Origin of the sequence: Vibrio sp. HS-50-1 (assembly GCF_024747315.1) — a bacterium.
Classification (GTDB): Bacteria; Pseudomonadota; Gammaproteobacteria; order Enterobacterales; family Vibrionaceae; genus Vibrio; species Vibrio diabolicus.
In genome coordinates, this window is sequence record NZ_JAMPZF010000024.1 from 129,473 (window position 1) to 156,346 (window position 26,874).

Genomic DNA, 26,874 nt, shown 5'->3' on the forward strand with positions numbered 1-26,874 from the left:
AACAGGGATTACTAATATGAAAGGTGGTTTATGAAGGTTTTTGGACGGTTTTTTCTCGCATTATTTGCTACGGTTGGTTTGTCTGCGTGTAGCTCGTTGCCAGAGGAGCTAAATGCAAGCACAGAATTGGTCGTTACAGACTATAAAGCTTTTGCTGAGTCTCAGGGGCAAGTGAGTGAAGATGTTCGCCTTGGTGGAATCATCGCTAAAGTGGATAACTTTAAAGATAAAACGCGTCTAGAGATTGTAAATCTTCCAATCAGTAAGTCTGGTAAACCTGATATTGATGAAGAGCCTACGGGACGTTTTGTCACCTATTTTGATGGTTATTTAGAGCCTGTTGCCTTTAGTGAAGGTCGCTTGTTGACGGTTGTAGGTACAGGCGCCGGAGAAGAAGAAGGAAAGATTGGTGAGCACGAATACGTATTCCCGATCATTAAGGGGCAAGGCTACCGTTTGTGGAAAATTGAAGAACGTGTACGCATGTATGATTCGCCAACCTACTTTTACCCATGTTACTCGATTAACTGCCGCATGTGGCGTAATGATTTCCCACAAGACGGTAAAGTGATAAAACAGGTCAAATAATCTGCGATGCATGAGCGTCAATTCGAGCTTCCTGCCGGCAAAATGGCAGCCCTAGAGATAGGGAACGAAAAAACGGCTGACTTGTCAGTCGTTTTTCTTCATGGATGGTTAGATAATGCGGGCAGCTTTAAAGCGCTCATGGAGCAGTTGAACCAACTTAATCCGCACTTACACCTCCTTGCTATCGACCATTTTGGTCACGGTTTATCGAGTCATAAATCTCACGATAATTATTACCCCTTTCACGACTATATTGCCGATTTGTATCAGTTTTTGGACGAATTATCACCAAACAGACTGATATTAGTAGGGCATTCACTTGGTGCTTTAATCGCAAGTTGCTATAGTGCTGCGTTTCCAGAGCAGGTCGAAGCTCTTGTGCAAATTGAGGGAGCAGGTCCTCTTACTGAAGATCATGCTAACAGTTTGCCTCGTCTTCGCGATGGCGTTTTAAGTCGAGTAAGACAGCACAACAAGCCAGAGCGAAGCATTACCTCCTTCGATCTGGCGTTAAAATTACGCATGCAAGCCAACCAATTAACCGCTGAGCAGCTTCTGCCGATAGTCGAGCGTGGAACAGAGCAGCGAGGAGATAAATGGTATTGGCGGCATGATGCCAAGTTAAAATGTGCGTCGCTTTACCGAATGGCGCAAGCGCATGCTAACTCGATTACCAGCCAAATACGTTGTCCTCATTTGATCGTATTAGGCGATCAAGGATTTCAGAATTTACCATCTAACCAAGCTGATTGGGGAGAGAACCCGCCGCAAGTGGTTTCTGTCAAGGGTGGTCATCACTGTCATTTAGAGCAAATACTCGAGGTCGCAACGCGAATTCTTGGTGTAGTTAACAAAATTTAAACAAGTGTTTGAGAGTTGCGTGCTCAAGCACGTTCGCTGTGCTGTAATAGCTTTCAAAATAAAAAGGACGCTATTTTTTAGCCAGTTATAAACGAGGAGTAACATCGTGGATAAACCATGGCTTTCACGTTATCCAAGTGACGTACCTGAAACCATTAATCCAGAGCAATATGAGTCTTTGGTAGAAATGTTTGAGCAGTCTGTACAAAAATATGCAGACCAACCAGCATTCATGAACATGGGCTCGGTTATGACCTTCCGTAAATTGGAAGAGCGTAGTCGCGCATTCGCAGCGTATCTGCAAAACGAGTTAAAACTGCAAAAGGGTGACCGTGTTGCTCTGATGATGCCAAACCTACTGCAATACCCAGTGGCGTTGTTTGGTATTTTGCGTGCAGGTTGTATCGCCGTAAACGTTAACCCACTTTACACTCCTCGTGAACTTGAACACCAATTGAATGACTCTGGTGCGACGACGATTGTGATTGTATCTAACTTTGCGAACACGCTAGAACAAATCGTCGATAAAACACCAGTTAAACACGTGGTGTTAACCAGCCTTGGTCAAATGCTGCCACGAGCGAAAGGTACGATTGTCGATTTTGTCGTGAAGTACGTTAAGGGCATGGTGCCTAAGTACGATTTACCTGGTGCAATCTCAATGCGTCAGGCTCTACGTAAAGGTCGTCGTCTACAATACGTTAAACCGTTTATGTCTGGGGATGACATTGCATTCCTGCAATACACGGGCGGTACGACAGGCGTCGCGAAAGGTGCGATTCTGACTCACCGTAACATGATTGCGAACGTTCTACAGGCAAAAGGAGCGTACGGGCCGGTTTTATCTCCGGGGCGCGAATTAGTCGTGACAGCGTTACCGCTGTATCACGTATTTGCTCTTACCGTAAACTGTCTGCTGTTTGTCGAAATGGGTGGCCGTAACCTACTTATTACCAACCCTCGAGATATTCCAGGATTCGTAAAAGAGCTACAAAAGCATCCGTTTACTGCGATCACGGGCGTGAACACCTTATTTAATGCTTTGATCAACAACGAAGACTTCCACGAGTTGGATTTCAGTAACCTACGTTTAGCCGTTGGCGGCGGCATGGCAGTGCAGCGCTCAGTGGCAGAAAGATGGCAGAAGACCACGGGTTGTTACCTACTAGAAGGTTACGGCCTAACCGAGTGTTCTCCATTGGTTGCGGCATACCCGCATGACCTTGTTGAATACAATGGATCGATTGGCCTGCCTGTGCCATCAACGGAAGTTCGCATTGTGGACGAAGAAGGCAATGCGCTTCCGAACACTGAAACTGGTGAACTTCAAGTTCGTGGTCCTCAGGTTATGCAAGGCTACTGGCAACGACCTGAAGCAACGAAAGATACGATCAACGAAGACGGTTGGCTATCAACGGGCGACATTGTTAAGTTCGATGACGAAGGCTTCTTGCACATCGTTGACCGTAAGAAAGACATGATCTTGGTATCGGGCTTTAATGTTTACCCGAACGAAATCGAAGACGTTGTAGCGCTACACGGCAAAGTCCTTGAAGTGGCTGCTATTGGTCAACCGCACGAAGTCTCTGGTGAATTAGTGAAGATCTATGTCGTGAAACGCGACCCGAGCTTGACCAAAGATGAAGTGATTACGCATTGTCGTCAGCACTTAACTGGCTACAAAGTGCCTAAGTTGGTTGAGTTCCGTGAAGACCTCCCTAAAACCAATGTCGGTAAGATCTTGCGTCGTGTTCTGCGTGAAGAGAACGACGCTGAACTTGCGAAGAAAAGCGCATAAGCCGATTTCGTCGAGTCGAAAGATTTAAAAAATGATAGAATGCCAGCGTTTTGCTGGCATTTTTTATAGCGAGAAGTATGTGAATTATCAAATTATTAACAAAAACAAAGACCTAGAAGAAGTTTGCATTCACGCCCGAGAGGCAGATGTAGTGATGTTGGATACCGAATTCGTCCGTATTCGCACTTTCTACCCGCAGTTAGGTCTGATTCAGCTTTTCGATGGTAATCGCCTCTCGCTGATTGATCCGACCGAATTAACGGATATGACGCCGTTCGTAGCGCTATTAAAAGATACTTCCGTGTTAAAAGTGCTGCACGCATGTGGTGAAGATTTAGAAGTTTTCCAAAATGCATTTGGTTGTACGCCGTTCCCTATGGTAGATACTCAGTTGATGGCGGCCTTTCTTGGCCACGGTCTATCAACAGGCTTTGCAACGCTGGTGGAAGAATATTTAGGTGTTGAGCTAGACAAAAGTGAATCACGTACTGACTGGATGGCTCGACCGTTGACACAAAAGCAATTAGATTATGCTGCCGCAGATGTTCATTACTTGTTACCGTTATACGAAAAGCTGCTCGATAAGGTGACGCAAGCAGGTTGGTGGGAAGCCGTACAACAAGAAAGTGATTTGTTGGTTTCAAAACGCATTCGCGTCACTAATGAGGAGAATGCCTACCTTGATATTAAAGGTGCTTGGCAGTTAAAACCTTCTGAACTGGCGATTTTAAAGCCATTGGCGACGTGGCGTTATCGTGAAGCAATCAAACGAGATTTAGCGCTGAACTTTATCTTCAAAGAAGGTGACCTATTAACAGTCGCTCGTCTTGGCTTAACGAACTTTAAGAAGATGGAAGCGGAAGATATTGATATCCGAGCGATTAACCGCCATGGCGCGAAGATTGCCGCGATTGTTAAACAAGCGAAGCAAACACCTTCTGAAGAGTATCCAGCGAAAATTGAACGCTTAATGGATTATCCAGGTTACAAACAAGTCTTCAAAAATATGAAAGACATAGTGAAATCGGCGTCGCAGAAGTCTGGCTTAGCGACGGAGTTCCTTGCTTCTAAAAAGCAGATTAATCAGCTGATCAGTTGGGTGTGGAAAAAAGATCGCGATCCAGAAGTGTTGCCTGACTTGATGCAGGGCTGGCGCTTGGAACTGCTCGGCGACAAGATGAACAAAGCATTAAAGTTATAAAAGATTAAAAGGTTGGCCTCGGTGCCAACCTTTTTCATTCAAATCTGAGCATTCGATCTCGCGAGGAAAAGTGGTTTACTTCTCGTCGTCTGGTAGCTTCACATTGAGCTCAAGAACTGAGATATCGTCGTCTTTGTGCTCAAATGTTAAGTCAACCATATTTGGATCAATTGCCACGTACTTACTGATCACTTTCAGGATGTCTTCTTTCAATTGAGGCAAGTAAGAAGGCGCAGGATCATTTTGGCTGCGGCGCTCAGCAACAATGATTTGCAAACGCTCTTTAGCTAGATTCGCAGAAGTTTTCTTCTGTGGGCGGAAAAATTCTAATAATGACATGTCTAGCCTCCAAAGAGTCGTTTAAAGAGTCCTTTCTTCTCCTCAGTAAGGAAACGAAATTCAACCTGATTGCCTAATAAGCGATCAACGGTGTCAGAATAAGCCATGCCCGCATCGGTGTTATCGTCAAAAGTAACCGGTACACCTTTGTTTGACGCGTTAAGCACGGCTTGGCTTTCTGGAATCACTCCCAGTAGTGGAATATGTAAGATCTCCTCTACGTCTTCAACGCTTAGCATTTCGCCTTGAGTGACGCGAGATGGGTTGTAGCGAGTCAGTAGCAGGTGCTGTTTTACTGGCTCTAGCCCTTGTTCTGCGCGCAGGGACTTAGAATCTAAAATACCGAGAATGCGGTCAGAGTCACGCACAGAAGAGACTTCTGGGTTCGTTGTGACAATGGCTTCATCGGCGTAGTACAAGGCCATTAATGCGCCTTGCTCGATACCTGCTGGTGAATCACAAATAATGAAATCAAAGCCCATTTCATCAAGTTCGCCGAATACGCGCTGAACACCATCTTTTGTCAGTGCGTCTTTATCACGAGTTTGAGAAGCAGGAAGAATGAATAGGTTGTCCGTGCGCTTATCTTTGATCAGCGCTTGGTTTAATGTCGCTTCGCCGTTAATGACGTTTACAAAGTCATACACGACACGGCGCTCACAGCCCATGATTAGGTCGAGGTTACGCAAACCGATATCAAAATCGATCACCGCGGTCTTTTTTCCCTTCAGAGCTAGACCAGAGGCGATGGCTGCGCTTGAAGTGGTTTTACCAACGCCACCTTTACCAGACGTTACTACAATAATGCGTGCCATTTTTTTTCCTTTTTAGATTAAATCGCGAGAACTTCTAAATGTAATGATTCATCGGCTTTACTGATCATTACTTTCTTTTGCCAGTACTCGCTTTCAATTTGATCGCTTAACCAGTAGTCACCCGCAATGGATACCAGTTCTGCTTGTAAATCGTGGCAAATAATACGCGCTTCCTGCTGACCACTTGCGCCTGCAATCGCACGGCCTCGAAGTGTGCCATGGATATGAATAGAGCCGTCAGCGATGACTTCAGCACCAGCACTTACGTGCGCTAACACCACCAAATCACCATCTTTCGCGTAGATCTGTTGTCCTGATCGAACAGGCGTGCGAACTACTTTCGTTGGTGCCATTTTGGCTGGCGCCTGGCTTGGTGATTTGCTTGCCGACATAATGGCGAAGCCAGCTTCGGAAGCAAGATTTTGTACACGCTTGTCTTTACAGCCCGTTACACCGACCGGAATAAAACCAGCATCTGAGATGCCTTGTTTAAGCTTAGGGAAATCAATGTCGCCTTGTACTTTTGCTATATTGATTACCAAAGGCGCGGATGCAAAAAAAGAAGGTGCTTGAGAAACTTTTTCTTGCAAAAATTCGACAGTCTTTGCGATCTCATTGTCAGAAAGGTGTAAAACTGACAATGTAAAACTGCTACCTTTAAGGTCTGGTGAATGGGTCATCGTGGACTTCTTGCCTTTATTGAAAGAGCGTTGCCTTAAACTAGGTCTGTCATGTTATATTTCATCCTTTGACGCAGCAAGTTCTCTCGTGGGCAAATAGGTGAATTAATCTCAAATTTGCTATTAAGTTTGCGAGAATTTGACGTTTTCAACCTAATCCGCACTCAACGCGGCTAAATCAGCATAAAAGGCGTGTCATGCTTTGTTCTATTTATAAAAGCTCGAAAAAAGAAGGTACTTATCTCTATATTCCGAAAAAGGATGATTTTTCACAGGTTCCTGACACCTTAATGCAGATGTTCGGTAAGCCTATCGCTGTTATGACGATTAAACTTGATGGCCGTAAATTGGCACAAGTTGATATCGAAAAAGTGAAGGCTTCATTGCAAAATGATGGCTTCTTTTTGCAGGTTCCGCCTCCGCCGGAGAACCTACTAGAAAAGTACAAAGAACAAAAAGCCCAGCAGAAAGGCGAATAACGTCATCGTTTTTCATCTGGGATTTCTGCCTTGCTCAAGGAGGGCAATATGAAAAAAATACTGGCTACCATGCTTAGCGTTGGTGTGTGTACCTCGGCTTTTGCAAGTAGCGAGGGTTTCGATGAATACTTGAATAAACTGCGTGCTGAAGCGCGTGATAAAGGTATCTCAGAGCAGGTCATTAGTGCTGCTTTTGCGAATGTTGAGTACAAGCCTCGAGCAGTAAAAGCGGACCGAAACCAACCAGAGAAGAAACTGACGTTGGATGAATACATTCCTCGCGCGGTGCCTGAATGGAAGGTCAAGCAAGCCAAACAACTCTATAAAGAGCATTACACCGAGCTAAAGCGTATAGGCGATGAGTACGGTGTGCAGCCTCGCTTTATCGTAGCGTTGTGGGGTGTAGAAAGTAACTTTGGTAAATTTACGGGTAACTTCAAAGTGATTGACGCCTTGTCGACAATGGCATTTGAAGGTCGTCGTGAAGAGTTTTTCCGTAAAGAGACCATGTCGGCATTGCAGATCCTCGATCAAGGCCATATTGAACTAGAAAACTTTAAGGGGTCATGGGCTGGTGCGATGGGGCAATGTCAGTTTATGCCAAGCTCTTTTCTTCGTTTTGCCGCTGACGGCAACGGGGATGGTAAAAAAGACATTTGGCAATCTGAAGCCGACGTATTTGCATCAACTGCTAACTATTTGAGCAAGTCCGGCTGGGATGACAAATACACTTGGGGTCGCCAAGTGAAAGTCCCTAAAGGCATTGATCGTAGCTTAGAAGGGCGCACGGCTGAAAAAGGTAAATACCTTCAGGAGTGGAGCAAACTTGGCATCACAAAATACGATGGTAGTCCGTTGCCAAAACTGGATGAAGACATCAAAGCATGGTTGATCATGCCGGACGACGAAAATGGTCGTACGTATCTGGTTTACAATAACTACAACGTACTGATGAAGTGGAACCGCTCTTACTACTTCGCACTCGCCGTGAGTCACTTGGCTGACCGAATTAAATACTGAGCTGTTATCAAATAATCACTTGGCATCCAGTATGAGGGCTCTTCGGAGTCCTTTGTTTTTCCTATAATCAAATCGAGGTAAAGCGTGTTATCTGAACGTGCTGCACAAATGGTGATCTTCTCCGCTCTTCTTAAACATAAAAGTTTCACGGCTGCTGCAAAGAGCTTAGGCGTGTCGGTGTCTCATGTGAGTAAGCAGTTGAGTCAGCTAGAAGCGTCTCTTGGTATCAAGCTTGTTCAACGCACTACGCGAAGCTTTACGCCGACTGAGGCAGGAAAAACCTTTTTTCATCACTGTGAGCAAGTGGTACAAGCGGTGAGCAGCGCCACATTAGAGATGGAAACCCAGCGGGATGAAGTGGCAGGTTTGGTACGTCTTGGATTGTCGCAATCATTTGGTACCTTACACATTATCCCAGCGATTCAAGAGTTACGCGAACTGTATCCTCAACTTCAAGTGGAAGTACATCTGTTTGACTATAAGGTCGATATGTTAGCCGAAGGGCTCGATTTATGGGTAACCAACAACGAGCATTTACCTGAAGGCTACATTGCGCAGCGTTTGACGGATTGCCAGTTTGTTGTAGCGGCATCACCAGATTACTTATTGAAACATGATACGCCAACAGAGCCGGATGATTTGTCTTCTCATAACTGTCTTATATACAGAAGCTGGGAGCGTGACTATACGGGGTGGGCGTTTACTAAAGATCAGCAGGAGTTGAACGTAAAAGTTTCGGGCAACTATTCAGTGGATCTGGCAGAAGCCGTTCGGGATGCCGCTATTGCAGGTTGGGGTATTGCCTACCTTGCCACTTACTTACTGGGTGATGAATTTAGGACGGGTAAGTTAATACAATTGTTACCGGACTGGAAAGCAAGCCAGTCGATGCCGTTTTATGCGGTGTATCCAAGCCGCCAACATATGCCCAAAAAAATATCCGCAGTGATTAACTTCATCAAACAGAAGATCGGTAACCCGTGTCATTGGGATCAACGTCTAGCGCCTTACATATCTATTCCTAAATAACAGGATCAATGACGTTATTGAACGACACATAAGGTGATTCACTTCACAAAAATTTTTCCAGAACTAGAAACATCTTTTCTATATAGAAATAATAAAAATAGGCAAACGTTTATATTCATATAATTCAATGTCTTATAATTAAGGTCAATTATTGGGCGCTTAAACTTTTCACACTGTTAACATCCTCAACTTGCAGCATTTTGAGTCCACTATACAATCCGGTGCCTTCCATATCCCCCTTCTGTCGGATTCATTTTATGAACTCAATTATTGGTATCGTAGCCATACTATTCGTAGCATGGCTACTTTCTACAAATAGAAAAAATATAAAGCTGAGAACAGTGTCGTTTGCGTTTGCTTTGCAGGTACTGTTTGCGTTGTTGGTTTTATATGTACCAGCAGGACGAGATGCGCTGAATTCAGTGAGCAGCGTAGTGTCGAATTTGATCAACTATGGTCAAGAGGGCATTGCGTTTTTATTCGGTAATTTGGCGACAGGGGGCTTCACCTTTGCGATCAATGTTCTGGGTATCATCGTTTTCTTTTCCTCTCTTATCTCAGGTCTTTATCACATTGGTGTGATGCCAAAAATCATCAACTTTATCGGTGGCGGTATTCAAAAGCTGCTGGGTATCGGTCGTGCGGAGTCTTTGTCTGCTACGGCGAATATCTTTGTTGGTACCATTGAAGCGCCTTTGATGGTGAAGCCTTACCTAAAACACATGACTGACTCGCAGTTCTTTGCAGTTATGACAGGTGGTTTGGCATCAGTTGCTGGTGGAACGTTGGTCGGTTACGCATCACTGGGCGTCGACCTTAACTATCTTATTGCTGCTGCATTTATGTCGGCACCTGCGGGCTTGCTGATGGCAAAAATTTTAATGCCAGAAGATACGGATAAAGCAGCAGATATCGACATTAGCCAAGTTGAAATTCCACGTGCAACCAACGTAGTAGAAGCATTAGCCGATGGTGCCATGGCTGGTGTACGCATTGCTGTATCGGTAGGTGGTACGCTATTGGCGTTCATCAGTGTCATTGCAATGTTAAACGGCATGCTAGGCTGGATAGGTGATCTTATTGGGACACCATTAAGTTTTGAGCTCATCCTAGGTTTTGTATTTGCGCCAGTCGCTTGGTTGTTGGGTATACCATGGCAAGAAGCAACCACAGCAGGCTCGCTGATTGGTAACAAGATTGTGGTGAATGAGTTCGTCGCTTTCATCCAGCTTGCAGAAGTGAAGTCTCAACTTAGTGAACACTCACAAGCAATCGTGACGTTTGCGTTGTGTGGCTTTGCAAACATCTCAAGCATGGCGATGCTGATTGGTGGGTTGGGCTCATTGGTACCAGAAAAGCGTGCATTTGTTTCTAAGCATGGCTTCCGTGCGATTATCGCTGGTGTCATGGCGAACTTAATGAGCGCTTCTATTGCGGGCGTGATTTTAAGTCTGTAATTGAAATAGATATCAACAATTAGCAAAAAGGCTCCTTGCGGAGCCTTTTTCGTATCTGAAGTTTTACGTTATTTGTCCGTGTGGAACTGTTCGCAAGCGAGCATAGTGTTCTCAATTAAACTTGCGACGGTCATTGGGCCAACACCACCAGGGACAGGAGTAATAAAGCTCGCACTTTCACGTGCTTTATCGTATTCCACGTCGCCAACTAGCTTGCCTGAATCAAGACGGTTAATGCCGACATCGATAACCACTGCACCTTTCTTAATCCACTCTCCAGGGATGAAGTTTGGCTTACCAACCGCAACCACGACAACGTCAGCTTGACGCACATGACTCTCTAGGTCTTTGGTAAAACGGTGACATGTTGTTGTCGTGCAGCCCGCAAGCAGCAGTTCAAGTGTCATTGGACGACCAACAATGTTTGATGCACCAACCACAACAGCATGTTTGCCACGAAGCTCTATGTTGTAACGGTCTAGTAGGGTAATGATGCCCTTTGGCGTGCAAGAGCGAAGCTTTGGAATACGTTGTGCAAGACGACCAACGTTGTAAGGGTGGAAGCCATCCACGTCTTTCTCTGGGTGAATGCGCTCTAAAACATGTGTTGTGTCGATGCCCGCAGGAAGGGGTAATTGCACTAGAATGCCGTCAATTTCATCATCGTTGTTTAATTCATCAATCAGCGCTAGTAACTCTTCTTCTGAGCTAGACGCAGGAAGGTCAAAAGACTTAGAAACAAACCCAACTTCTTCACATGCGCGGCGTTTGCTACCGACATAAACCTGAGAAGCAGGATCTTCACCAACTAGAACCACTGCTAAACCAGGGGCACGTAGCCCAGCTTCAACACGAGCTTTAACACGTGCTGCCACTTCGGATCGAACAGTTTGGGAAATGAGAGTTCCGTCTATATTTTGAGCAGTCATGACTTTCCTTATAAATTAAGAAGGCAAATTATCTGCGGCGCATTGTCGCAGAATTTCTTATTAACATCCATACGCAAACGTTTGCTTTGTGGTGTTTTTGAACATTAAGCGTTTTGATGGACTTTTTTTAGGCATTCAGATCAGAATGTTATGAAAACACGTTGATTTACCCGTTTGAACTCGTATAATCCTGTCCCTGTAGCGCGCCCTTAGCTCAGCTGGATAGAGCACGTCCCTTCTAAGGATGTGGTCATTGGTTCGAATCCAATAGGGCGTGCCATTTATTCTAAAAAGCCCCGATAACTCTTTGAGTTGTCGGGGCTTTGTCGTTTTAGAACATTCGATATTAATCGCTACGTCACCTACAACTTTTGACTGAGATTATAGCTATTGCAATCTCTAGCAATTAACATGAGTTCATATTAGTTGCTTTCCTGTTTATCTTTATGCCTGCCACGTCTAGATTTTATGAACAACACGCAGATTGTTTAGCGGAGCAATACACTTCGCTCAAGTTTGAGGATGTCCACGCGAGCTGGAGAGCTTTCTGGCCTCAAGCCAGAGATCGCGTCTTAGATGTTGGGGCTGGCTCTGGTCGAGACGCTAAATGGATGGCTGAACATGGATGTGAAGTTATTGCGATTGAACCTGCTCAAGCGCTTCTGAGATTTGGTAAGTCTTACTGTGGTGATTCAGTTACTTGGCTTGAAGATGGGTTACCTAAGCTTGAGAAAGTCATTAATCTTGGCTTTCGCTTCGATTTAATTCTTGTCAGTGCGGTATGGATGCATCTTGCGCCTACGCACCGTGAACGCGCATTTCGCAAACTTGCGAATTTGCTAGCGCCCAATGGTCGATTGGTGATTAGCCTTCGTCACGGTGACTTTTCTGACGGTCGTAAAGCTTATCCCGTATCGGTTGAAGAGCTCGAAAAGTTTGCAAAGAATAGCGCTTTAATGGTGAGAAACGTATCTCTCGATGATGATCAGTTAAAGCGAACGGGTGTATCCTGGCAAACGGTAGTGATGTCTTTGCCTGATGATGGTTCTGGTGATCTGAATAAGGTTCGTCACATTATCGTCAATGATTCCAAATCGGCTACCTATAAACTCGCACTACTGCGTACTTTACTACGAATTGCAGATGCTCATTCTGGTGCAGTGGTTGATCGCAGCGAAGGTAAAGTTGCCATCCCATTAGGATTAGTTGGCTTATATTGGATTCGTCAATTTAAGCGTTTAATCGATAAAGAGAACATCCAGCAAAGCTCGAACTCGTCTAAAGGGCTAGGTTTTATAAAGCCCGATGGTTGGGGCAGACTTTCCCATTTAAGTCCTGATGATCTTGCTATAGGCGCGACATTTTTTGGTGAAGATGCAGTTGCGCTGGATAAAGCAATAAAAGACAGCTTAAAAACCATAAAAGATGGCCCCGTCACCTTTACCTATCAGGGCGATAAATCAAACCCTTACTTTGAAATGATTCGTTCAGCTAAGAAGCTAAAAAGTTCAATTGTTGTGGATAGCGAATTCCTCGAAAGTTATGGGCTGTTTGTGTTGGATGAAAGCCTTTGGGATTGTTTTCGATTGTATAACTCTTGGATTGAGCCGCTGGTGGTCAACCAGTGGATTATGGAAATGCAACGATTTCGGTCTAATCAAGAGCGGGATATTCCACTGCAAACGTATCACGATTGTTTGGTCTGGATTGATAAAGACCATGATACGCGAGTGGTGCGAAAGAGAATTGAACAGTTGAAGCTCAGCCATTGCGACATTGTCAGTGTATGGAGTGGAAGCAAATTACGAAATGAGTATCACGTTGATCACTGTTTGCCTTTTGCTTATTGGCCTAACAATGATAAGTGGAACTTGCTACCAACTTCTAAGGCTGAAAACCTGAACAAACGTGATCGTATTCCTGCTAGCTATCGATTAAACGCATCTAAGCCGCGAATTTTGGATTGGTGGCAGCTAGCTTGGGGAGAGACGGATAGTTTGAGTCGGACATTTTTTACCGAGGCTTCAATGTCGTTGCCTAATGTGCCAGCATCTTGCCAAGATTTTGAGCATGTCTTTGAAGCGATGGGATTACAAATTCGTGGTGTTAAAAGTCGCCTGTGTATCGCGGAATGGTAATATCTCGTTTGCTATTACCTCGTGATAAATGAAGTTTGATTGGTAACTAACAAAAAAGCGCTGGCTAACCAGCGCTTTTGCATTTACTAAGGGCATTACATCTTTTTAAAGATGATGGAGGTGTTGATGCCGCCAAAGGCGAAGTTGTTACTCATCAAATATTTCACGTCCAGCTCTCGGCCTTGTCCGGCAATGTAGTCTAAATCGCCACATTGCTCGTCAAGGTTTTCTAGGTTGAGCGTTGGGTTGAACCAACCCGTGTGCATCATTTCTAAACCTAGCCACGCTTCAATTGCGCCACACGCGCCTAGTGTGTGGCCAAAGTAGCTCTTGAGTGAACTGATTGGCACTTTGCCTAGAGCATTCGCTGTTGCGTTGCTTTCTGCAATATCACCGCGGTCGGTGGCAGTGCCGTGAGCAGATACATAGTCGATCTTCTCAGCAGGAATGCCCGCGTTTTGCAAAGCCATTTCCATACAGATTTGCATGGTTTCCATCTGTGGTTGAGTGACGTGTGCGGCATCACAGTTGCTGGCAAAACCGATGATTTCTGCATAGATTTTCGCGCCACGAGCGACGGCGTGTTCGTACTCTTCCAGAACCAGCGTTCCCGCACCTTCACCAATCACCAAACCATCGCGATCGGAGTCATAAGGTCTTGGTGTGCTTTTCGGGTCTTCATTCTTCAGACTGGTGGCAAAAAGGGTATCGAAGACCGCGGATTCCGTTGGGCACAATTCTTCAGCGCCACCAGCAACCATGACCGTTTGGTAGCCGTGTTTGATCGCTTCGTAGGCATAGCCGATTGCTTGGCTGCCGGAGGTACATGCACTACTGGTTGGGATCACTCGGCCTTTCAAACCGAAAAATAGACCAACGTTCACCGCCGTGGTATGTGGCATCATCTGCACGTAAGTCGTTGCGGTGATCGCTTTAGTGGTTTTCTCATTCAGCATGACACCAAATGCGCCGATTGCGTCAGTACTGCCTGTTGATGAGCCGTATGCGATACCCGTTTGGCCATTGGTGAGTACGTCGTTACCAATCAAACCTGCTTGGCTTAGTGCGTTTTCTGTTGCGACGGTCGCTAATTTGGAAACACGCCCCATGCCACGTACTTGTTTGCGCTTGTAGTGCTTTGGCAGTTCAAAATCTAAAATTGGTGCCGCGAGCTTGGTGTTCAAACCATCATACTGTTCGTAAGAAGGCATGTATTGCGTCGCGTTCTGGCAGTCACGCAGTTTTGGCTCGACAGATTGCCAATCGTTACCAAACGCAGTCACGCCCGACATTCCGGTTACAACAACTCGACGGCTCATACTAGGCCTCCGTTTACCGAAATGACTTGGCGAGTTACATAGCCTGCGATGTCAGACATAAGGTAACTGACTAAACCAGCGACTTCTTCTGGCTCTCCCATGCGGCGCAAAGGAATTTGCGGCATCGCGTGTTCTTTTACGTGTTCGTCTACCATGCCTGTGTCGATAAGCCCCGGAGCAACACAGTTGACGGTGATTTTGCGTTTTGCCAGTTCAAGTGCGAGTGATTTTGTTGCACCAATTACGCCCGCTTTCGCTGCGCTGTAGTTAGTTTGACCGCGGTTACCCATCAGGCCAGAGACTGATGCAAGCGTAACAATTCGGCCGCCTTTGCGTTTTTGCACCATTGGCATAACACAAGGGTGAAGAACATTGTAAAAGCTATCTAGGTTGGTATGAATCACGCCATCCCATTCTTCTTCGGTCATCGCAGGGAAAGCGGTATCTTTTGTGATGCCAGCGTTGTTTACGACGCCATAGTAAGCGCCGTGTTCGGCGATATCGGCTTCGAGCTTCTCACGACAATCTGCACGGTCACTGATGTCGAATTGGATAAGGCGACCGCTACCACCATGCTGTTCGATGGTGTTTAGGGTGTCTTGCGCGCCTTGTTGATCGCCCATGTAATGGACAATGATTTGGAAACCATCTTTGGCTAATTGAACGGCAATGGCTTTACCGATGCCTTTGCTGGCACCTGTAACGAGGACTTGTCGGGTCATTGTTGACTCCTGATTTTCATTTCTTGTAATTTTTCTTCTGATGGAACGTAAACGTTCAATTGGCAAGTCGCTACAACAGTTCCTTGTAGCTCAATACGGGCTGAAAAAACCGCCATACCGTTATCTTCCATAACTTTTTCAGCATACACATCGAGCACCTGTCCGCGAGAAAACGTATCGCATTCAGACGTGTATCGACGGCTACCAAGTAAAAAGCCAATCGGTGGCGCTTGTTCTTTCATTAATGCGTGGTAACCAGACCACGCCGCGACAGATTGCGCCATAAACTCAATGCCAACGTAAGCTGGCACAGTTTGAGATGCCGAGTCGAAGAACGGGTTGTGTTCTGCGATATCAACCTGGCAGTGAATCGTATCTTGTTGAACATCCAAAGCACGATCGACCAAGATCATTGGTTTGTCGTGTGGCAAAAGTTGTTCGATGGGAGGAAGTTTAGTCATGAGCGTAACCAAAAATAAGACTAATATTATTGCCACCAAAAGCAAAAGAGTTGCTGAGAATCGCTTTGTTACCCAGTTTGGTTGGCGTCTCAACTAACGATATATGGATATCGTCTGCCTTGGTTTCGCAGTGTTGTATTGGCAAATCAAGGTTGTACTTGAGAATATGCCAAGCGATCGCGGCTTCCGTTGCACTTGCTGCGCCTAATGTGTGTCCGGTAAGTGGCTTTGTCGAGCTTACGGGAACGGAGTCACCAAAGCAGCGATGAATGGCTTTGCTTTCCATCGCATCGTTTAACGGCGTTGCTGTGCCATGCGCGTTGATGTAACCAATGTCTTGCGCTGTAAGTCCTGCATTGGCCAACGCTTTTTTCATCGCTTCTTCTGCGCCTAACCCTTCTGGATGTGGTGCGGAAATATGGTGTGCGTCTGAGCTGTCGCCAGCTCCGAGAAGAGCAACGGGCGCAGGTGTTTTGCTTAGCAACATTAATGCTACGGCTTCGCCGATATTGATGCCGTTGCGATGTTGGTCAAACGGCTTACAAAGGGTATCGGATAGAGCTTCTAAACCGTTAAAGCCGTTTAGTGTGAGGCGACAAATGGTATCCACACCACCCACAATGACCGCATCAACAATGCCAGAGCGAATCAGGCGTTGCGCGGTTAAAAAGACACGACCACTAGAAGAACAGGCGGTTGAAACTGAGTAATGTGGGCCGCTCAAATCAAAGTAGGCGGCAATAAAATCGCTGCAGTTGCCAAGTTCTTGTTTGGTGTAATGGTAGTCGGCAGGAAACTCACCATTTGCCAGCTTTTCGCCAAATGCGATTTCGCCATCTGAAATGCCAGACGTGCTGGTGCCGATCACGACTGCGATACGGTCACGACCATATTTAGCAATGGCTTCACGCACGTCGCTTTCGATTTGCTGCAAAGCCGAAAGTGCGAGGCGGTTGTTTCTCGTATCAAACTGGCTGAGTGCGGTCGGTAATTGCGGTAACGTCTGTGCAATTCGACCGATTACGGTTTGGCGGCCTGAATTTAAAATATCTTGGTCAACCACCATGTTGGATGGCTTCGCTCCCGATAAACACTGGTGGATGAGCGCGTCATCTTGTCCCATGGCAGAGTGAAAGCCACAGGCCTGAATATACAAAGGTTGAGAAGAGCGAATAGGCATATTGTTATTCTAAATTGTTCTTAATTAATCTGATGTTGCAGTGTTTGAATAGAAATTGAAAACTGATGTTTGAGGTGATGAAAATCAATCTCACCCTCTAACTTGTTCGAAGAGCTGTATTGAATCTCAATGATCTTTTCACCGTCGCTATCAAAGATGGCGCGAGAATTATTTTTATCAATAATTCGCCACCTTACCTCATTTAACGAGCCTTCCCAAGCGGAACTCGGCCAGAGCGTGATCATCAGGTTAAATAATACCTGTTCTGGCTGCGGTAGCGAACCTTGTAAACCGTTGAGCACTTCGGTTTGAATTTGTTCTCCATCGTAAGACAGTGAGAGCACTCGCGTCCCCCAGGATGAGAAGCCTGCCAGTACCACTTCGTTGCTAGTCACTTGCAGTTGCACCGGAAGTTGCTCAGATGTGGGTTTGCCATCAATTACCCAAGAGGCCGTAATCAATTGGCTGGCAGCCAGCTGGTAACTTAAGCTGGCTGGAGTCGGTAGGTTAACTTGGGTGTTCTCAGCAACATCGACTTGAGGCGTCGATTGGTGAGGTACCAAGCTGCATGCACTTAAAAATAGACTCAGTGCGATTAACGTCGCGCAGCGAAAAGCATGGTTAAAAATCATGACGTCGTTTCCTCTGTTTTAATCGCAATCGGAGAGAGTAGCCAAGCGACAAAAATACCACTTAACACCGTAATGCCGAAACTGTGAATCGCGTGAGTTTGGCTGAGTGACAGCAACCCAAATGACAGCACAGTGGTGATTGCCGAAAGGGTGATCGCCAATAGTGTGCTCACACTGCGGGCTTTCTCGGCAAAGAACAGAGTGTAATCGATCCCTATACCAAGAATGAGCACCAAGCCAAGCAAGTTGAACAGGTTTAATGTTGTTCCCATCGCGACAGCAGTTGCAAGACCGCAGGCGCAAGCAATCAATGATGGCAGTAAAACTCGGCAACTGTGTTGCAGACCGTACCGCTTGATTAATACCAGAAAGATCACAGCACTGGCGGCTGCCAATAGCTCCATGATTTTGATTCGGTATTCACCAAATAGGGTGGATATTTCTTCAGCTTTGTTTAGGTAGACAACATCAGACTGTGATTTGGCAAATGCCTTAACAACAGCGGAGTCTTGCAATTGGTTTAACACCACAACCGTTGCCGATTTTCCTTTGATCTTACCCAAATGAAGAAAACGTACAGGTGCTGATACCGGGTTTTGCAAGTACTGCTCAACCGTGACAGGGATAAAGTCGGCGTCCATTTTAGGCTTTTTACTTAAGCTCAGCCCGGAAGCAAGTGGGCTGGATTGTGTCGCGTAAAGATCGCGAATCAATTGATAGTCTTGTTGCTGACGTTCCACTGAGCTCAAGTAGCGACTCAGACTCTGGTAGCTTTCGATGGTGCTGTCCGTTTTCCACGCTTCTAAAGTTGGCGTCAAAGACTCCAGCTTTTTCATTAGGTTTTCGTCATCGTCGGCGGTAATGACCAACATTTGCTGCGAAGATTGCATGCCACTAAGCGTCGTAATCAAGGTTTCTTGCTGCTTGAGATCGTTCGGCATCGTTTGCAGCAGACGAATGTCGTCATCGTAGTTCAATTGCAGCAAGAAAAAGCCACTCACAACCACACATAACATCGGCAATCCGACTTTAATTCGAGGTTGATTCCAAAGCGTTAGCCATTTCGCCAACAATGATTGTCCTGGTAAGTTCGAAATGGATCGCGATGGGTTACGAGCCAGTATCGGATACCAAGCCACCACGGTGATGTAAGCGGCAATCAGACCAATGGATGAAAACAGCGCAAGCTGCTGCAAACCAGGAAACGGTGCCACCAACATGCCCAAATAGCCGATCAAACTGGTGATTAAGCCCAGTGTGATCGCTATGAAAATATGCTTTAACCCTTGCTCGCTATCCCATTCATTTCCCGCCGCAAGACGTTCCGTTAGGTAGTGGAATGCGTAGTCGATAGACACGCCGATTAAACTTGCGCCAAACACTAAGCTGAACAGATGGACTTTTCCAAAAATCCACGTCGTAACGGACAACGCAACGAGCAAACCAATGGTGATGGAAAGCAGTGCGAGAGACAGTGGCATCACACTACGAAAGACCAACACGAACAATGCAATGATACCGAGCAGAGAGAATACACCGATGGTGCTGATCTCCGATTTTGCACTTTGCGTACCAAAGTCGGCGTAAAATAGAACGCCAGTATGTGCGACTTCAGCGCCATATTTCTGCGCGACGTTTTGTTCTAGTGCTTGAATATCAGGGACTGCAAGCTGTCCAGTTAGGCTATAAGGTGAGTCTTTTAGTTCGGCAGTAATAAGCAAGTATTGAGCACCGTCTTTTTCGACGGATAGATAGCCGTTATCCAATCGGAAAGAGGAAGATTGCTGGGTAACTTGGCTTAAATAATCACGAAATAGCAAGAAAGGGTCATTTTGTAACTCTTGCCCGGTCACTCCGGAAAACGGGTTGTACAGAGACTGAATCACATGCTGAACTTGCTGTTCTGGATTTTGGCTTAAACGCTCTCGTTGTTCAGGCGTCAGCAATTGGAAGCGGTGCTTAAAGTAGTAACTCGCCCAAGCTTGCTGCTCTTGAGGTGAGATTTTTCCCACCACATCGCGAAAATGATTACTTTGGCGTAACTCCTTATCAAACTCTGCAGCCGCTGCAAAAAGGGCGTTTTTGTCCGGCGCTGTGATCACGAAAATGACTTTGTCGCTCATACTTGCCGAGACCGACTCAAAGGCTTGCTCAGCCACCGGGTTTTGTTGGTTCTTAGGCAGCAGTTTTAAAATGTTGGTCTCAATCGGAGACTCTGCACTCCAAACCCATTGTTTGAGTAGCAACGCGCCCGCTAAAACAACGAGATTGAGCCAAACCAGAGCAAAGGTGTGAGTGCCGAGACTGAGTTTAGAAACGGAATTGAGCGACTTCGGCATCCGTGAGTTCCTGAGGTAGAGAGGTCTGGTTCGTAAACGTGATTTCGGTCTTATCGCCACGCAGCTCTTGTAGGGTTAGGCGATCAATGTGCGTTTTACCGGAAAGAGTAATGGATTGAAACACCGCATTTAATGGCGACTGTTTGGGCACTAAAACGAGCTGCCATTGATTGTTCTCAACTGAAAAATCGAGTGTGAATTGTTCTTGCAGTGCAGAAGTATCCCCGTGGAACACGGATAAAAACACGTGGCTAAAGTAGAACGCCATTGGGTTTTCTTGTGCAGAGATCGTTTTCGGTGCTTGGTCGGCAAAAGTCTGACGAAGTTTGTTTTCCGTCAATACCAAATTGACTGCGAAAGGTTCTGTTTGTTGCCACAACAAGCCATGTGTTTTGCTCAGTGTGAACTGACCTTTAGAGGTTAGAGGTTGACTGAACATTTCCAGATGACGCTGCTGCGTAAAATCTCCGCGTACGATTTCATGCTGAGACAACTGCTGTTGAAGCGACGCCAAATCCGTTACGTTTGCTGTCGGTGTGGCCAGTGCTGGAACAGAAAATATCAACAAAAAAGAGAGTAACCACTTTTGCATTAGTTCAGACTCCCATGGTTGTGCCATTGCTCTACTTTATCTAAAAAAACTGCTGGAGAAACAAAGCACATCTCTTGCTTTTCAATGGATACGGCGACTTGCGTTGTATGCGCTTTGCACATACGTTGATTCGTTTCGGCGTCGTAAATCACGTAATCCACACGCAAGCGGTTTTCCCACTCAGTGAGTTGCGCGGTAATACGAATGGTGTGATTAAACGGAATCGCCTTGACGTATTTAACGCGCGTGTCGATGATCGGCCACATATACCCAGAGTCTTGCATATCGCGATAGCTGTATTGAATCTTCTCCATCAGCACACGACGCGCTTCTTCAAAATACCGAAAGAAGTTGCCGTGATAAATCACGCCCATCGGGTCAGCATCTTGGAATGAGGTGACCATAGTCACCTCCGCTTCTAATGGGTAGAGAACCTGCTCTTGCATTATACCTCCGCGTAGAGTGGCCAATGACGTTGCTGAATGCGTTCAATGAAATGACGCAAATCTTGTTCTAATGGGCGATCTTCAATCACAAATTCAAACTCGCTCAGTACGGCGTCACGAATGACTCGCAAACTCTGACTCATGTGGTGTTCGTCCAATTCGTTATGACGGCGACGAATCTCAACCGCTTGAACGCTTGCCAGCAGTGAAGCCGCAGCAACTTGCTCTGTTAACTCAAGTACGCGTAAGCAATCACGAGCCGCAATGGTGCCCATGCTCACTTTGTCTTGGTTGTGACATTCGGTTGAGCGAGAAAAAACGCTCGCTGGCATGGTGTTTTTCAACGCTTCTGCCGTCCACGCTGAGATACCAATCTGAACCGCTTTAAAGCCGTGGTTGATCGGTTTACGCTCGCCTTCTGCACCGGTTAAGTTAAACGGCAGGCCGTTATTGAACTTGTAATCCATCAGTTGCGCCATCTGACGGTCCAGCAAATCAGCCAAGTTGGCAATGTTCACTTTCAACGTATCCATCGCCATTGCGATATGACCACCGTAGAAGTGACCGCCGTGCAGAACGCGCTCGTTGTCGCCATCGATAATTGGATTGTCGTTGGCACTATTTAGTTCATTCTCAATCAATTGACGTAGCCAAGGCAGGGAGTCTTGCATCATGCCAATTACGTGTGGCGCGCAACGCAGCGAGTAGCGATCTTGCAGTCGGTCGCTATTGCGTGGCGGACGTTCAGCATTGAGATCATCACGCAGCCAAGCCGCAACTTGCTGTTGACCAGGGTGAGGTTTTACCGCAAACAACGCTTCATCAAAGTGGAAGTCATTACCTTGCATACCCACAGAGACCATCGCGGTAATCTTGGTGCAAAGCTGCGCTAGGTATTCTGCGCGTTTGTAGGCAAGACAGGCGAGGGCAGTCATCACGGATGTACCGTTCATTAACGCCAAACCTTCTTTTGGTTTTAGGCGAATTGGCTCTATGCCCAGCTCTGCAAACACTTCTTGTGTTGGTCGCACATCACCTTTGTAAAGCACTTCACGCTCGCCAATTAAGGTCGCCGCTAGGTAAGACAGAGGCGTCAAATCGCCGCTTGCGCCCACCGAGCCTTCTTGTGGAATACGCGGCGCAATGTCGTGGTTGATAAGCGTAACGATTTGGTTCAACAGATCGTGAGACACGCCAGATACGCCTTGCGACAATGAACATAAACGTGTCGCCAACACCGCGCGAGCTTGCTCATGAGAAAGGATTTGACCTAAGCCACAGCCATGGAAGCGCGTAAGGTGCAACGGAAGTTCATCCACAAGAGCGGGTGGAATCGCCACAGTACATGAATCGCCGTAACCCGTAGTCACGCCGTAAATAACGCCTTCTTCTTTCAGTAATCGTTCCAGAAACGCCACGCCACGATCAATTTTCGCGGTAAATTCTGGCGAGGTGTTCATGTTTGCCTTTGCACCTTGAGCAATGGCAACGACATCTTCGATGGTTAAAGATTGGGCACCAAAAGTGATGTTGTGATTATTGTTGTTTGTCATGTGGCTGATTACTTAAAGTCCAGAAGTTAAAAAAGTTGTACCACTGTAACGGCGCTTGCAGTGTGTGGTGTTCTAATCTGTGTGCGTACTGTTGAACAACGTGTTCTAGTGCCTGCTGACGCTCCTTGCGCGGTAGCGTGATTTGGTCACTAAAGTGTTCAAAGTACACATTAAAATGCGGAGTGTTTGCTTCGTCGTCGCGTAGGCCGAAGAGTAGGTAAACCGGCGCTTTTAATACCGAGGCTAGCATGAATGGGCCTTGCGGGAATGGTGCAGGTTTACCAAGAAAATCTGCCCAAACGACACGATTTTCTTTGCTGGTGGAAGTGCGATCGCCAACGATCACCACCCACTCGCCTTGCTCGATTTTTTGTTGAAGTAGAATTGCGGTGTCTGGTCCCATTGAGCTGACTTGAATCAGATTCAGTTCCGAATTTGGGTTTACCGCCTTCATTACCGCATTAAATTGTTCAGCGTGTTGGGTAAATACCAAGGCATTGATTTTGACATGAGAGTGTCGACGACCAAGCGCGCGGCAGAGTTCGATATTGCCAAGGTGCGAGCCTAAAATGAGCACGCCTTGTTTTTTCTGCGCCATCTCTTCGAAATGATACTGGCCGTGAATGGTTAGGTTATCGACGTTAAAGTCACCTTGCCATGCTGCCAGTTTGTCGAGCATGGTACGCCCAAAAGAAAGCAGATGATGATAGCTGTCCAACTGTTTTGGCAGTGCGATGTTCTGCTGCGCTGCGTAGTGCTGTAAGTTGTTCAGGTAAATCTCAGACGCTTCGCGGGCAGATTTACCCGTGAAGTGGTAGTAGCGCATGACTAACTTCAAAATCAGGTCGAACGCTTTTCTGCCGAACAAGCGGTAAACCGCGAGTAAGGTTTTGATGCCTAAAATTGTGCCTTGTTCTTTTCGTTTAGACCAGTGGGCATTGCTGTCATCTGTGTTACGGCGCTTTCTGGCGAGTAGCGAAGGGATGCGCGGCAACATGCCAAAAAATAGGCGAGTGTGCATCCAGCTTATCTTGACGTTATCCCACAATGCGTCGAAGTGGGAAATGCCACCTTCAGGGTAGATCACGCGAGTTGGAACAAAATCAATATCGACGCCTTCCCAGTACATTCGCACCAGAATTTCGATATCAAAATCCATGCGTTTGCCGATGTTGTACTTGTTCAACACGGCGACCGTTTTCGCCACTGGGTAGGCGCGAAAACCGCACATGCTGTCTTTGATAGACAGTGACAAGGTTTCTATCCACACCCACACGTGCGTAGCGTAGCGACCATACAAACGGGATTTAGGTACGCTCTCGTCGTATATCGGTTGGCCAGAAATCAGGTTATCTGGTTTTGTTTCGCTGGCGCTGAGCAATTTGGGTAGTGCTTCTAGGTCGTGTTGACCGTCTGCGTCGACTTGAATGGTGTGCGTAAAACCAAGCTGGTGAGCTTGATGTAGGCCAGCCATCACCGCGCCACCTTTGCCTTGGTTTTCACTCAAACTAATCAGTTTTATCAGCCCTTGCTCACTCAACGCTGAAAGCGCTTGTTTGGTGTCTTCATTGCTGCCGTCGTCCACGACCAGCACTGGCAAAGCGAAAGAGGATAACGACGCCACCACGTCTGCAATTGTGCTGCCGTGGTTGTAGCAAGGAATTAAAAAGCAGGGACGGTAATCACTCACGTGACTCACCCAGTTTCATTTTGCCTGAAGAGTGAGTCACCAAGGTTTCACCGCTTTTCGATGTGTACTTAAAGGTCAATTTCTCACGCTCATTGTCCCAAGAGAGTGAGAGGCAAACGTCGGCGTTTGGCAGAATCGGCTCTTGAAATTTGATGACTTCCATTCCTTTAAATACCTTGGGAGTATTCAAATGTTGAACGGCGTAGAACAGCGCCCAATCAATTTGAGTGACGCCTGGTAAAAGAGGGAAGTGACTGAAATGACCTTGGAAATCTAAGATGTCAGCATCCACACGCAGCGATAGCTCCGCGGTGTGGTCGCTCACTTCAATATTCTGAATAGTTGGTTTTCTTTTTTCCATGTTACTAGCTTTATTGGAATAGTTTTTCAATTTCAGCAACTTGGCGTTTGCCTTGGCTGTTCAATGGAATTTCGTCGACCACTCTGAATTTTCTCGGGATAGCGATCGGCTCTAGCCAATTACGCAGAGCCTTGCGAAGCTCAAGCCAAAACTTGCCTTTACCGAGTTCATTAAGCACATCACCGCCTTTATCGTTAAGTACGATGATCGAGACTAACGTGAGGCGACCAGATTCTTCCATTGGGATCACCACGCTTTCTTGAACCCACGGCAGTTGCTCTAAACGTTTTTCCACTTCGACAAGGGAAATACGCTTTTCTTCGACTTTGACGATTCGGTCAGTGCGTCCACGCAATTCAAAAGAAATACTATCATGGAAATAGCATTCATCCGCAGTTTGGTACCAAGTGTTTTCATCAATGTGTGGCGAGCGGAGCTTTAAACAATTTTCATGGTTAAGCTCGGCTTCAACACCAGGGAATAACGTCCAAGGAGTGCTGGCTACGTGCTGCTGACGGTAAGCGATGCCGCCGGTTTCTGTACTGCCAAAAACTTCAATAGGAAGTGATCCAAACAACAGCTGGCTGTGTTGCGCGGCTTGGTTTGGCAAGGGGCCACCAGAAGAAAATACGCACCGAATCGCAACCGGATTATGCTCTTCACTGAGTCGTTTTAGTAACGCAGGGCTGCTTACTAGCGTGGTGTCAGCATCGGCGTGATGGACAATTTGCTCTGGGAACTCAAGGTTGTGTGCTGAAAATGGACGTGCAGAGCACAAAGGCCACAATACGCGGAACAGCAAGCCGTATATGTGTTGATGAGAGACGGTGCTTTCAACGCGTGTGTTGGCAACCGTGTCGCCCCATAGGTTGTCTAGAATAGACACTTCGATATCGAGCTGTTTCAGCGTTTTTGCAATGGCTTTTGGTTTGCCGCTTGAACCAGAAGTGAATAGCGTCACTGGTATTTGTGCCAGATTCAATTCACGCCAAACATAAGGTTGGTCTACCTGTTGCTCGTGAATCAAGGTGATGTCTAGCAATGATTGAGCTTTTACTAGGAGTGAACTCACCTGTTCTGGAACAGAGACATCGGCATCGTGCAGCAATAAATCGTAGTGCTCACTGAGTTCTTTGAGTGCTTCTGGTTGGTAATTACCAGGCAATACAATGGATTTTCCTGCGTGGCAACAAGCAAAAAAGCCAACGGCAAACAGGTAGCTGTTGCCAAAACACAACGCAATGTTTTGCATTGGCTGGGTTTCTAACTTCTGAGCAAGTGTTGCGACGTGCTGCTGGAAATCACCCCAAGTGATAACTATGTCGCGATCGTAAGAGACAGGGGATTGCTCAGACCTCTCTGCGACGAACAAGGTCGCTAGGGAGGTAAAGCTCGAATACGTTGTATTCATACGATTAGTGTTCCTTTCGAACAAATTGACGCACGATCCATTCTCCAGCGAACAAGCCACCAGCAAGTAAGTAGCTGATGAGGCCGTTATAAAGCGTCCATATTTTTACTGGTAGGAAACAGGTATAGAGCGCAACGGCAGCATTGAGCGTAAAAAAAACGCACCAAACCATCGTCACTTTGCGAGTGTAAGCCACGCCACTAGCTGGAAGGTCGGGCTCTTGCAAGCGAGCAAGCCTCTCTATGATCGATTGCGGCTGTTTTAAGCTCAGTCCAAAGACACACAGCATACATACATTGACAACTACAGGGTAAAACTGAAGCCACCCGTGTTGTTTAAACACCATGCCAAGTGTAATTAGAACAATGCCAACAGCGCCCGTAGCGAGCGCCAAGAATTTAAACTCTTTTAGTGGGGTCTTATTTGCGACGAAAACACGCAAAAGTAACGCAGCAATTAACAAGCCCCCGACTAAGTTCAAGCCAAATTTATCTATACCGAAATAGACAGCGAAGGGGTAGGCAAACAGTACAATTGCAGACAGACCAGTCAGCAATTGGCGCATTAACTTTCCTTCAATAACTCAGTGACGGCATTAACCACATCGTCAACGGTTCTTACAGCACTAAACTCTGCTGGCTTGATTTTTTTGCCAGTGACATTCTGTAGGTGTACGACCAAATCAACGGCGTCAATGCTATCAAGGTCGAGATCTTGGTATAAGTGCGCATCTGACTGAATGTCGGCTGCGTCAATTTCGAACAGCTCAACAAGCGCATCTTTAACTTGTTCAAATACTTGATCTTTATTTACATCAGTCATGAATATACCTAC

27 protein-coding genes and 1 tRNA gene are annotated in these 26,874 nt (G+C 46.3%); 10 read left to right on the top strand and 18 right to left on the bottom strand.

Translation table 11 applies throughout. From position 1 onward, the window contains the following. Nucleotides 1-30: 30 nt before the first annotated feature. The 4 genes from NDJ01_RS10260 to rnd all read left to right on the top strand — a co-directional run bounded on the left by NDJ01_RS10260 (nucleotide 31) and on the right by rnd (nucleotide 4,448). Nucleotides 31-588, top strand: a complete 558-nt coding sequence (locus NDJ01_RS10260) for a Slp family lipoprotein (protein ID WP_145532347.1) — start codon at nucleotides 31-33, stop codon at nucleotides 586-588. A 6-nt stretch (nucleotides 589-594) separates the two neighbouring features. Continuing rightward, entirely contained in the window at nucleotides 595-1,449 is an 855-nt protein-coding gene (locus tag NDJ01_RS10265) for an alpha/beta fold hydrolase (RefSeq protein WP_258586655.1), read from the top strand. A 106-nt stretch (nucleotides 1,450-1,555) separates the two neighbouring features. Then, nucleotides 1,556-3,247 (top strand): long-chain-fatty-acid--CoA ligase FadD, encoded by a 1,692-nt coding sequence (fadD, locus tag NDJ01_RS10270; protein ID WP_006743343.1) that lies wholly within the window; start codon nucleotides 1,556-1,558, stop codon nucleotides 3,245-3,247. Nucleotides 3,248-3,326: 79 nt separating this feature from the next. Continuing rightward, nucleotides 3,327-4,448, top strand: coding sequence for a ribonuclease D (gene rnd / locus NDJ01_RS10275; RefSeq protein ID WP_258586656.1), 1,122 nt, complete (start codon nucleotides 3,327-3,329; stop codon nucleotides 4,446-4,448). A gap of 75 nt (nucleotides 4,449-4,523) precedes the next feature. Here the strand turns inward: rnd and minE are convergent, their stop codons facing one another. The 3 genes from minE to minC are packed head-to-tail and all read right to left on the bottom strand — an operon-like array spanning nucleotide 4,524 to nucleotide 6,282. Next, entirely contained in the window at nucleotides 4,524-4,787 is a 264-nt protein-coding gene (gene minE, locus NDJ01_RS10280; protein WP_005396037.1) for a cell division topological specificity factor MinE, read from the bottom strand. Between the two features lie 2 nt (nucleotides 4,788-4,789). Then, entirely contained in the window at nucleotides 4,790-5,602 is an 813-nt protein-coding gene (gene minD / locus NDJ01_RS10285) for a septum site-determining protein MinD (RefSeq protein ID WP_005388331.1), read from the bottom strand. 17 nt (nucleotides 5,603-5,619) lie between these two features. Continuing rightward, on the bottom strand, nucleotides 5,620-6,282 hold the full coding sequence (gene minC, locus NDJ01_RS10290) for a septum site-determining protein MinC (RefSeq protein WP_005382304.1): 663 nt from the start codon (nucleotides 6,280-6,282) through the stop codon (nucleotides 5,620-5,622). 197 nt (nucleotides 6,283-6,479) lie between these two features. On the opposite strand from minC, the gene NDJ01_RS10295 reads away from it, so the two are divergent. From NDJ01_RS10295 to NDJ01_RS10310, 4 genes are all read left to right on the top strand, one after another. Continuing rightward, nucleotides 6,480-6,761: a YcgL domain-containing protein gene (locus NDJ01_RS10295; protein WP_005382303.1), complete on the top strand. Its 282-nt coding sequence runs from the start codon at nucleotides 6,480-6,482 to the stop codon at nucleotides 6,759-6,761. 48 nt (nucleotides 6,762-6,809) lie between these two features. After that, entirely contained in the window at nucleotides 6,810-7,781 is a 972-nt protein-coding gene (locus NDJ01_RS10300; RefSeq protein WP_109168607.1) for a lytic transglycosylase domain-containing protein, read from the top strand. Nucleotides 7,782-7,865: 84 nt separating this feature from the next. Continuing rightward, entirely contained in the window at nucleotides 7,866-8,810 is a 945-nt protein-coding gene (locus NDJ01_RS10305; RefSeq protein ID WP_005396032.1) for a LysR family transcriptional regulator, read from the top strand. A gap of 257 nt (nucleotides 8,811-9,067) precedes the next feature. Further along, nucleotides 9,068-10,267, top strand: a complete 1,200-nt coding sequence (locus NDJ01_RS10310; RefSeq protein ID WP_104971407.1) for a NupC/NupG family nucleoside CNT transporter — start codon at nucleotides 9,068-9,070, stop codon at nucleotides 10,265-10,267. A 68-nt stretch (nucleotides 10,268-10,335) separates the two neighbouring features. Here the strand turns inward: NDJ01_RS10310 and folD are convergent, their stop codons facing one another. Next, nucleotides 10,336-11,196 carry a bifunctional methylenetetrahydrofolate dehydrogenase/methenyltetrahydrofolate cyclohydrolase FolD gene (gene folD / locus NDJ01_RS10315; protein ID WP_005396027.1) on the bottom strand — a complete coding sequence of 287 codons (861 nt, stop codon included), beginning with the start codon at nucleotides 11,194-11,196 and terminating at the stop codon, nucleotides 10,336-10,338. Nucleotides 11,197-11,399: 203 nt separating this feature from the next. Between folD and NDJ01_RS10320 the strand changes: the two genes are divergently transcribed. Together NDJ01_RS10320 and NDJ01_RS10325 are read left to right on the top strand one after the other, a co-directional pair. Next, nucleotides 11,400-11,476 (top strand) — tRNA-Arg (locus tag NDJ01_RS10320). Between the two features lie 166 nt (nucleotides 11,477-11,642). Then, on the top strand, nucleotides 11,643-13,334 hold the full coding sequence (locus NDJ01_RS10325) for a class I SAM-dependent methyltransferase (protein WP_258586657.1): 1,692 nt from the start codon (nucleotides 11,643-11,645) through the stop codon (nucleotides 13,332-13,334). Nucleotides 13,335-13,429: 95 nt separating this feature from the next. On the opposite strand, the gene NDJ01_RS10330 is transcribed toward NDJ01_RS10325, so the two are convergent. Genes NDJ01_RS10330 through NDJ01_RS10395 form a run of 14 tightly spaced genes read right to left on the bottom strand, consistent with a single transcriptional unit; the run spans nucleotide 13,430 to nucleotide 26,862 of the window. After that, nucleotides 13,430-14,653, bottom strand: coding sequence for a beta-ketoacyl-ACP synthase (locus NDJ01_RS10330; RefSeq protein WP_025508283.1), 1,224 nt, complete (start codon nucleotides 14,651-14,653; stop codon nucleotides 13,430-13,432). Continuing rightward, complete coding sequence (gene fabG / locus NDJ01_RS10335) at nucleotides 14,650-15,375, bottom strand: 3-oxoacyl-ACP reductase FabG (protein ID WP_029837311.1); 726 nt, start codon at nucleotides 15,373-15,375, stop codon at nucleotides 14,650-14,652. The genes NDJ01_RS10330 and fabG overlap by 4 nt, the downstream gene beginning before the upstream one ends. Further along, a complete protein-coding gene (locus tag NDJ01_RS10340) occupies nucleotides 15,372-15,836 on the bottom strand; it encodes a hotdog family protein (protein ID WP_017634799.1) in 465 nt (154 codons plus the stop codon). Before NDJ01_RS10340 ends, fabG begins: the two co-directional genes overlap by 4 nt. Beyond that, on the bottom strand, nucleotides 15,829-17,016 hold the full coding sequence (locus tag NDJ01_RS10345; protein ID WP_258586658.1) for a beta-ketoacyl-[acyl-carrier-protein] synthase family protein: 1,188 nt from the start codon (nucleotides 17,014-17,016) through the stop codon (nucleotides 15,829-15,831). The genes NDJ01_RS10340 and NDJ01_RS10345 overlap by 8 nt, the downstream gene beginning before the upstream one ends. A gap of 20 nt (nucleotides 17,017-17,036) precedes the next feature. Beyond that, nucleotides 17,037-17,648 (bottom strand): DUF3261 domain-containing protein, encoded by a 612-nt coding sequence (locus NDJ01_RS10350; protein ID WP_258586659.1) that lies wholly within the window; start codon nucleotides 17,646-17,648, stop codon nucleotides 17,037-17,039. After that, nucleotides 17,645-19,987, bottom strand: a complete 2,343-nt coding sequence (locus NDJ01_RS10355; protein WP_258586660.1) for an MMPL family transporter — start codon at nucleotides 19,985-19,987, stop codon at nucleotides 17,645-17,647. Before NDJ01_RS10355 ends, NDJ01_RS10350 begins: the two co-directional genes overlap by 4 nt. Beyond that, entirely contained in the window at nucleotides 19,959-20,579 is a 621-nt protein-coding gene (locus NDJ01_RS10360; protein ID WP_258586869.1) for an outer membrane lipoprotein carrier protein LolA, read from the bottom strand. Before NDJ01_RS10360 ends, NDJ01_RS10355 begins: the two co-directional genes overlap by 29 nt. Continuing rightward, nucleotides 20,579-21,025: a thioesterase family protein gene (locus NDJ01_RS10365; protein ID WP_005388315.1), complete on the bottom strand. Its 447-nt coding sequence runs from the start codon at nucleotides 21,023-21,025 to the stop codon at nucleotides 20,579-20,581. Before NDJ01_RS10365 ends, NDJ01_RS10360 begins: the two co-directional genes overlap by 1 nt. Beyond that, nucleotides 21,025-22,578 (bottom strand): histidine ammonia-lyase, encoded by a 1,554-nt coding sequence (gene hutH, locus NDJ01_RS10370; RefSeq protein ID WP_258586661.1) that lies wholly within the window; start codon nucleotides 22,576-22,578, stop codon nucleotides 21,025-21,027. Before hutH ends, NDJ01_RS10365 begins: the two co-directional genes overlap by 1 nt. Beyond that, nucleotides 22,562-24,268 carry a glycosyltransferase gene (locus NDJ01_RS10375; protein ID WP_258586662.1) on the bottom strand — a complete coding sequence of 569 codons (1,707 nt, stop codon included), beginning with the start codon at nucleotides 24,266-24,268 and terminating at the stop codon, nucleotides 22,562-22,564. The genes hutH and NDJ01_RS10375 overlap by 17 nt, the downstream gene beginning before the upstream one ends. Beyond that, the gene (locus NDJ01_RS10380; RefSeq protein ID WP_025504203.1) at nucleotides 24,261-24,629 is read right to left on the bottom strand and encodes a 3-hydroxyacyl-ACP dehydratase; all 369 of its coding nucleotides are present in this window, start codon (nucleotides 24,627-24,629) and stop codon (nucleotides 24,261-24,263) included. Before NDJ01_RS10380 ends, NDJ01_RS10375 begins: the two co-directional genes overlap by 8 nt. A gap of 10 nt (nucleotides 24,630-24,639) precedes the next feature. After that, on the bottom strand, nucleotides 24,640-26,040 hold the full coding sequence (locus NDJ01_RS10385; RefSeq protein ID WP_258586663.1) for an AMP-binding protein: 1,401 nt from the start codon (nucleotides 26,038-26,040) through the stop codon (nucleotides 24,640-24,642). Between the two features lie 4 nt (nucleotides 26,041-26,044). Next, entirely contained in the window at nucleotides 26,045-26,605 is a 561-nt protein-coding gene (locus NDJ01_RS10390; RefSeq protein WP_228070055.1) for a hypothetical protein, read from the bottom strand. Beyond that, nucleotides 26,605-26,862, bottom strand: coding sequence for an acyl carrier protein (locus tag NDJ01_RS10395; protein ID WP_005382279.1), 258 nt, complete (start codon nucleotides 26,860-26,862; stop codon nucleotides 26,605-26,607). Before NDJ01_RS10395 ends, NDJ01_RS10390 begins: the two co-directional genes overlap by 1 nt. Between the last annotated feature and the right edge of the window lie 12 nt (nucleotides 26,863-26,874).

What these genes read in the sequence shown, in the direction of transcription:
- NDJ01_RS10260 (WP_145532347.1), top strand. Translation starts at nt 31, where the DNA reads ATGAAGGTTTTTGGACGGTTTTTTCTCGCATTATTTGCTACGGTTGGT.
- NDJ01_RS10265 (WP_258586655.1), top strand. Translation starts at nt 595, where the DNA reads ATGCATGAGCGTCAATTCGAGCTTCCTGCCGGCAAAATGGCAGCCCTA.
- minE (WP_005396037.1), bottom strand. Translation starts at nt 4,787, where the DNA reads ATGTCATTATTAGAATTTTTCCGCCCACAGAAGAAAACTTCTGCGAAT.
- minD (WP_005388331.1), bottom strand. Translation starts at nt 5,602, where the DNA reads ATGGCACGCATTATTGTAGTAACGTCTGGTAAAGGTGGCGTTGGTAAA.
- minC (WP_005382304.1), bottom strand. Translation starts at nt 6,282, where the DNA reads ATGACCCATTCACCAGACCTTAAAGGTAGCAGTTTTACATTGTCAGTT.
- NDJ01_RS10295 (WP_005382303.1), top strand. Translation starts at nt 6,480, where the DNA reads ATGCTTTGTTCTATTTATAAAAGCTCGAAAAAAGAAGGTACTTATCTC.
- NDJ01_RS10300 (WP_109168607.1), top strand. Translation starts at nt 6,810, where the DNA reads ATGAAAAAAATACTGGCTACCATGCTTAGCGTTGGTGTGTGTACCTCG.
- NDJ01_RS10310 (WP_104971407.1), top strand. Translation starts at nt 9,068, where the DNA reads ATGAACTCAATTATTGGTATCGTAGCCATACTATTCGTAGCATGGCTA.
- folD (WP_005396027.1), bottom strand. Translation starts at nt 11,196, where the DNA reads ATGACTGCTCAAAATATAGACGGAACTCTCATTTCCCAAACTGTTCGA.
- NDJ01_RS10325 (WP_258586657.1), top strand. Translation starts at nt 11,643, where the DNA reads ATGCCTGCCACGTCTAGATTTTATGAACAACACGCAGATTGTTTAGCG.
- NDJ01_RS10330 (WP_025508283.1), bottom strand. Translation starts at nt 14,653, where the DNA reads ATGAGCCGTCGAGTTGTTGTAACCGGAATGTCGGGCGTGACTGCGTTT.
- fabG (WP_029837311.1), bottom strand. Translation starts at nt 15,375, where the DNA reads ATGACCCGACAAGTCCTCGTTACAGGTGCCAGCAAAGGCATCGGTAAA.
- NDJ01_RS10340 (WP_017634799.1), bottom strand. Translation starts at nt 15,836, where the DNA reads ATGACTAAACTTCCTCCCATCGAACAACTTTTGCCACACGACAAACCA.
- NDJ01_RS10345 (WP_258586658.1), bottom strand. Translation starts at nt 17,016, where the DNA reads ATGCCTATTCGCTCTTCTCAACCTTTGTATATTCAGGCCTGTGGCTTT.
- NDJ01_RS10350 (WP_258586659.1), bottom strand. Translation starts at nt 17,648, where the DNA reads ATGATTTTTAACCATGCTTTTCGCTGCGCGACGTTAATCGCACTGAGT.
- NDJ01_RS10355 (WP_258586660.1), bottom strand. Translation starts at nt 19,987, where the DNA reads ATGCCGAAGTCGCTCAATTCCGTTTCTAAACTCAGTCTCGGCACTCAC.
- NDJ01_RS10360 (WP_258586869.1), bottom strand. Translation starts at nt 20,579, where the DNA reads ATGCAAAAGTGGTTACTCTCTTTTTTGTTGATATTTTCTGTTCCAGCA.
- NDJ01_RS10365 (WP_005388315.1), bottom strand. Translation starts at nt 21,025, where the DNA reads ATGCAAGAGCAGGTTCTCTACCCATTAGAAGCGGAGGTGACTATGGTC.
- hutH (WP_258586661.1), bottom strand. Translation starts at nt 22,578, where the DNA reads ATGACAAACAACAATAATCACAACATCACTTTTGGTGCCCAATCTTTA.
- NDJ01_RS10380 (WP_025504203.1), bottom strand. Translation starts at nt 24,629, where the DNA reads ATGGAAAAAAGAAAACCAACTATTCAGAATATTGAAGTGAGCGACCAC.
- NDJ01_RS10385 (WP_258586663.1), bottom strand. Translation starts at nt 26,040, where the DNA reads ATGAATACAACGTATTCGAGCTTTACCTCCCTAGCGACCTTGTTCGTC.
- NDJ01_RS10390 (WP_228070055.1), bottom strand. Translation starts at nt 26,605, where the DNA reads ATGCGCCAATTGCTGACTGGTCTGTCTGCAATTGTACTGTTTGCCTAC.
- NDJ01_RS10395 (WP_005382279.1), bottom strand. Translation starts at nt 26,862, where the DNA reads ATGACTGATGTAAATAAAGATCAAGTATTTGAACAAGTTAAAGATGCG.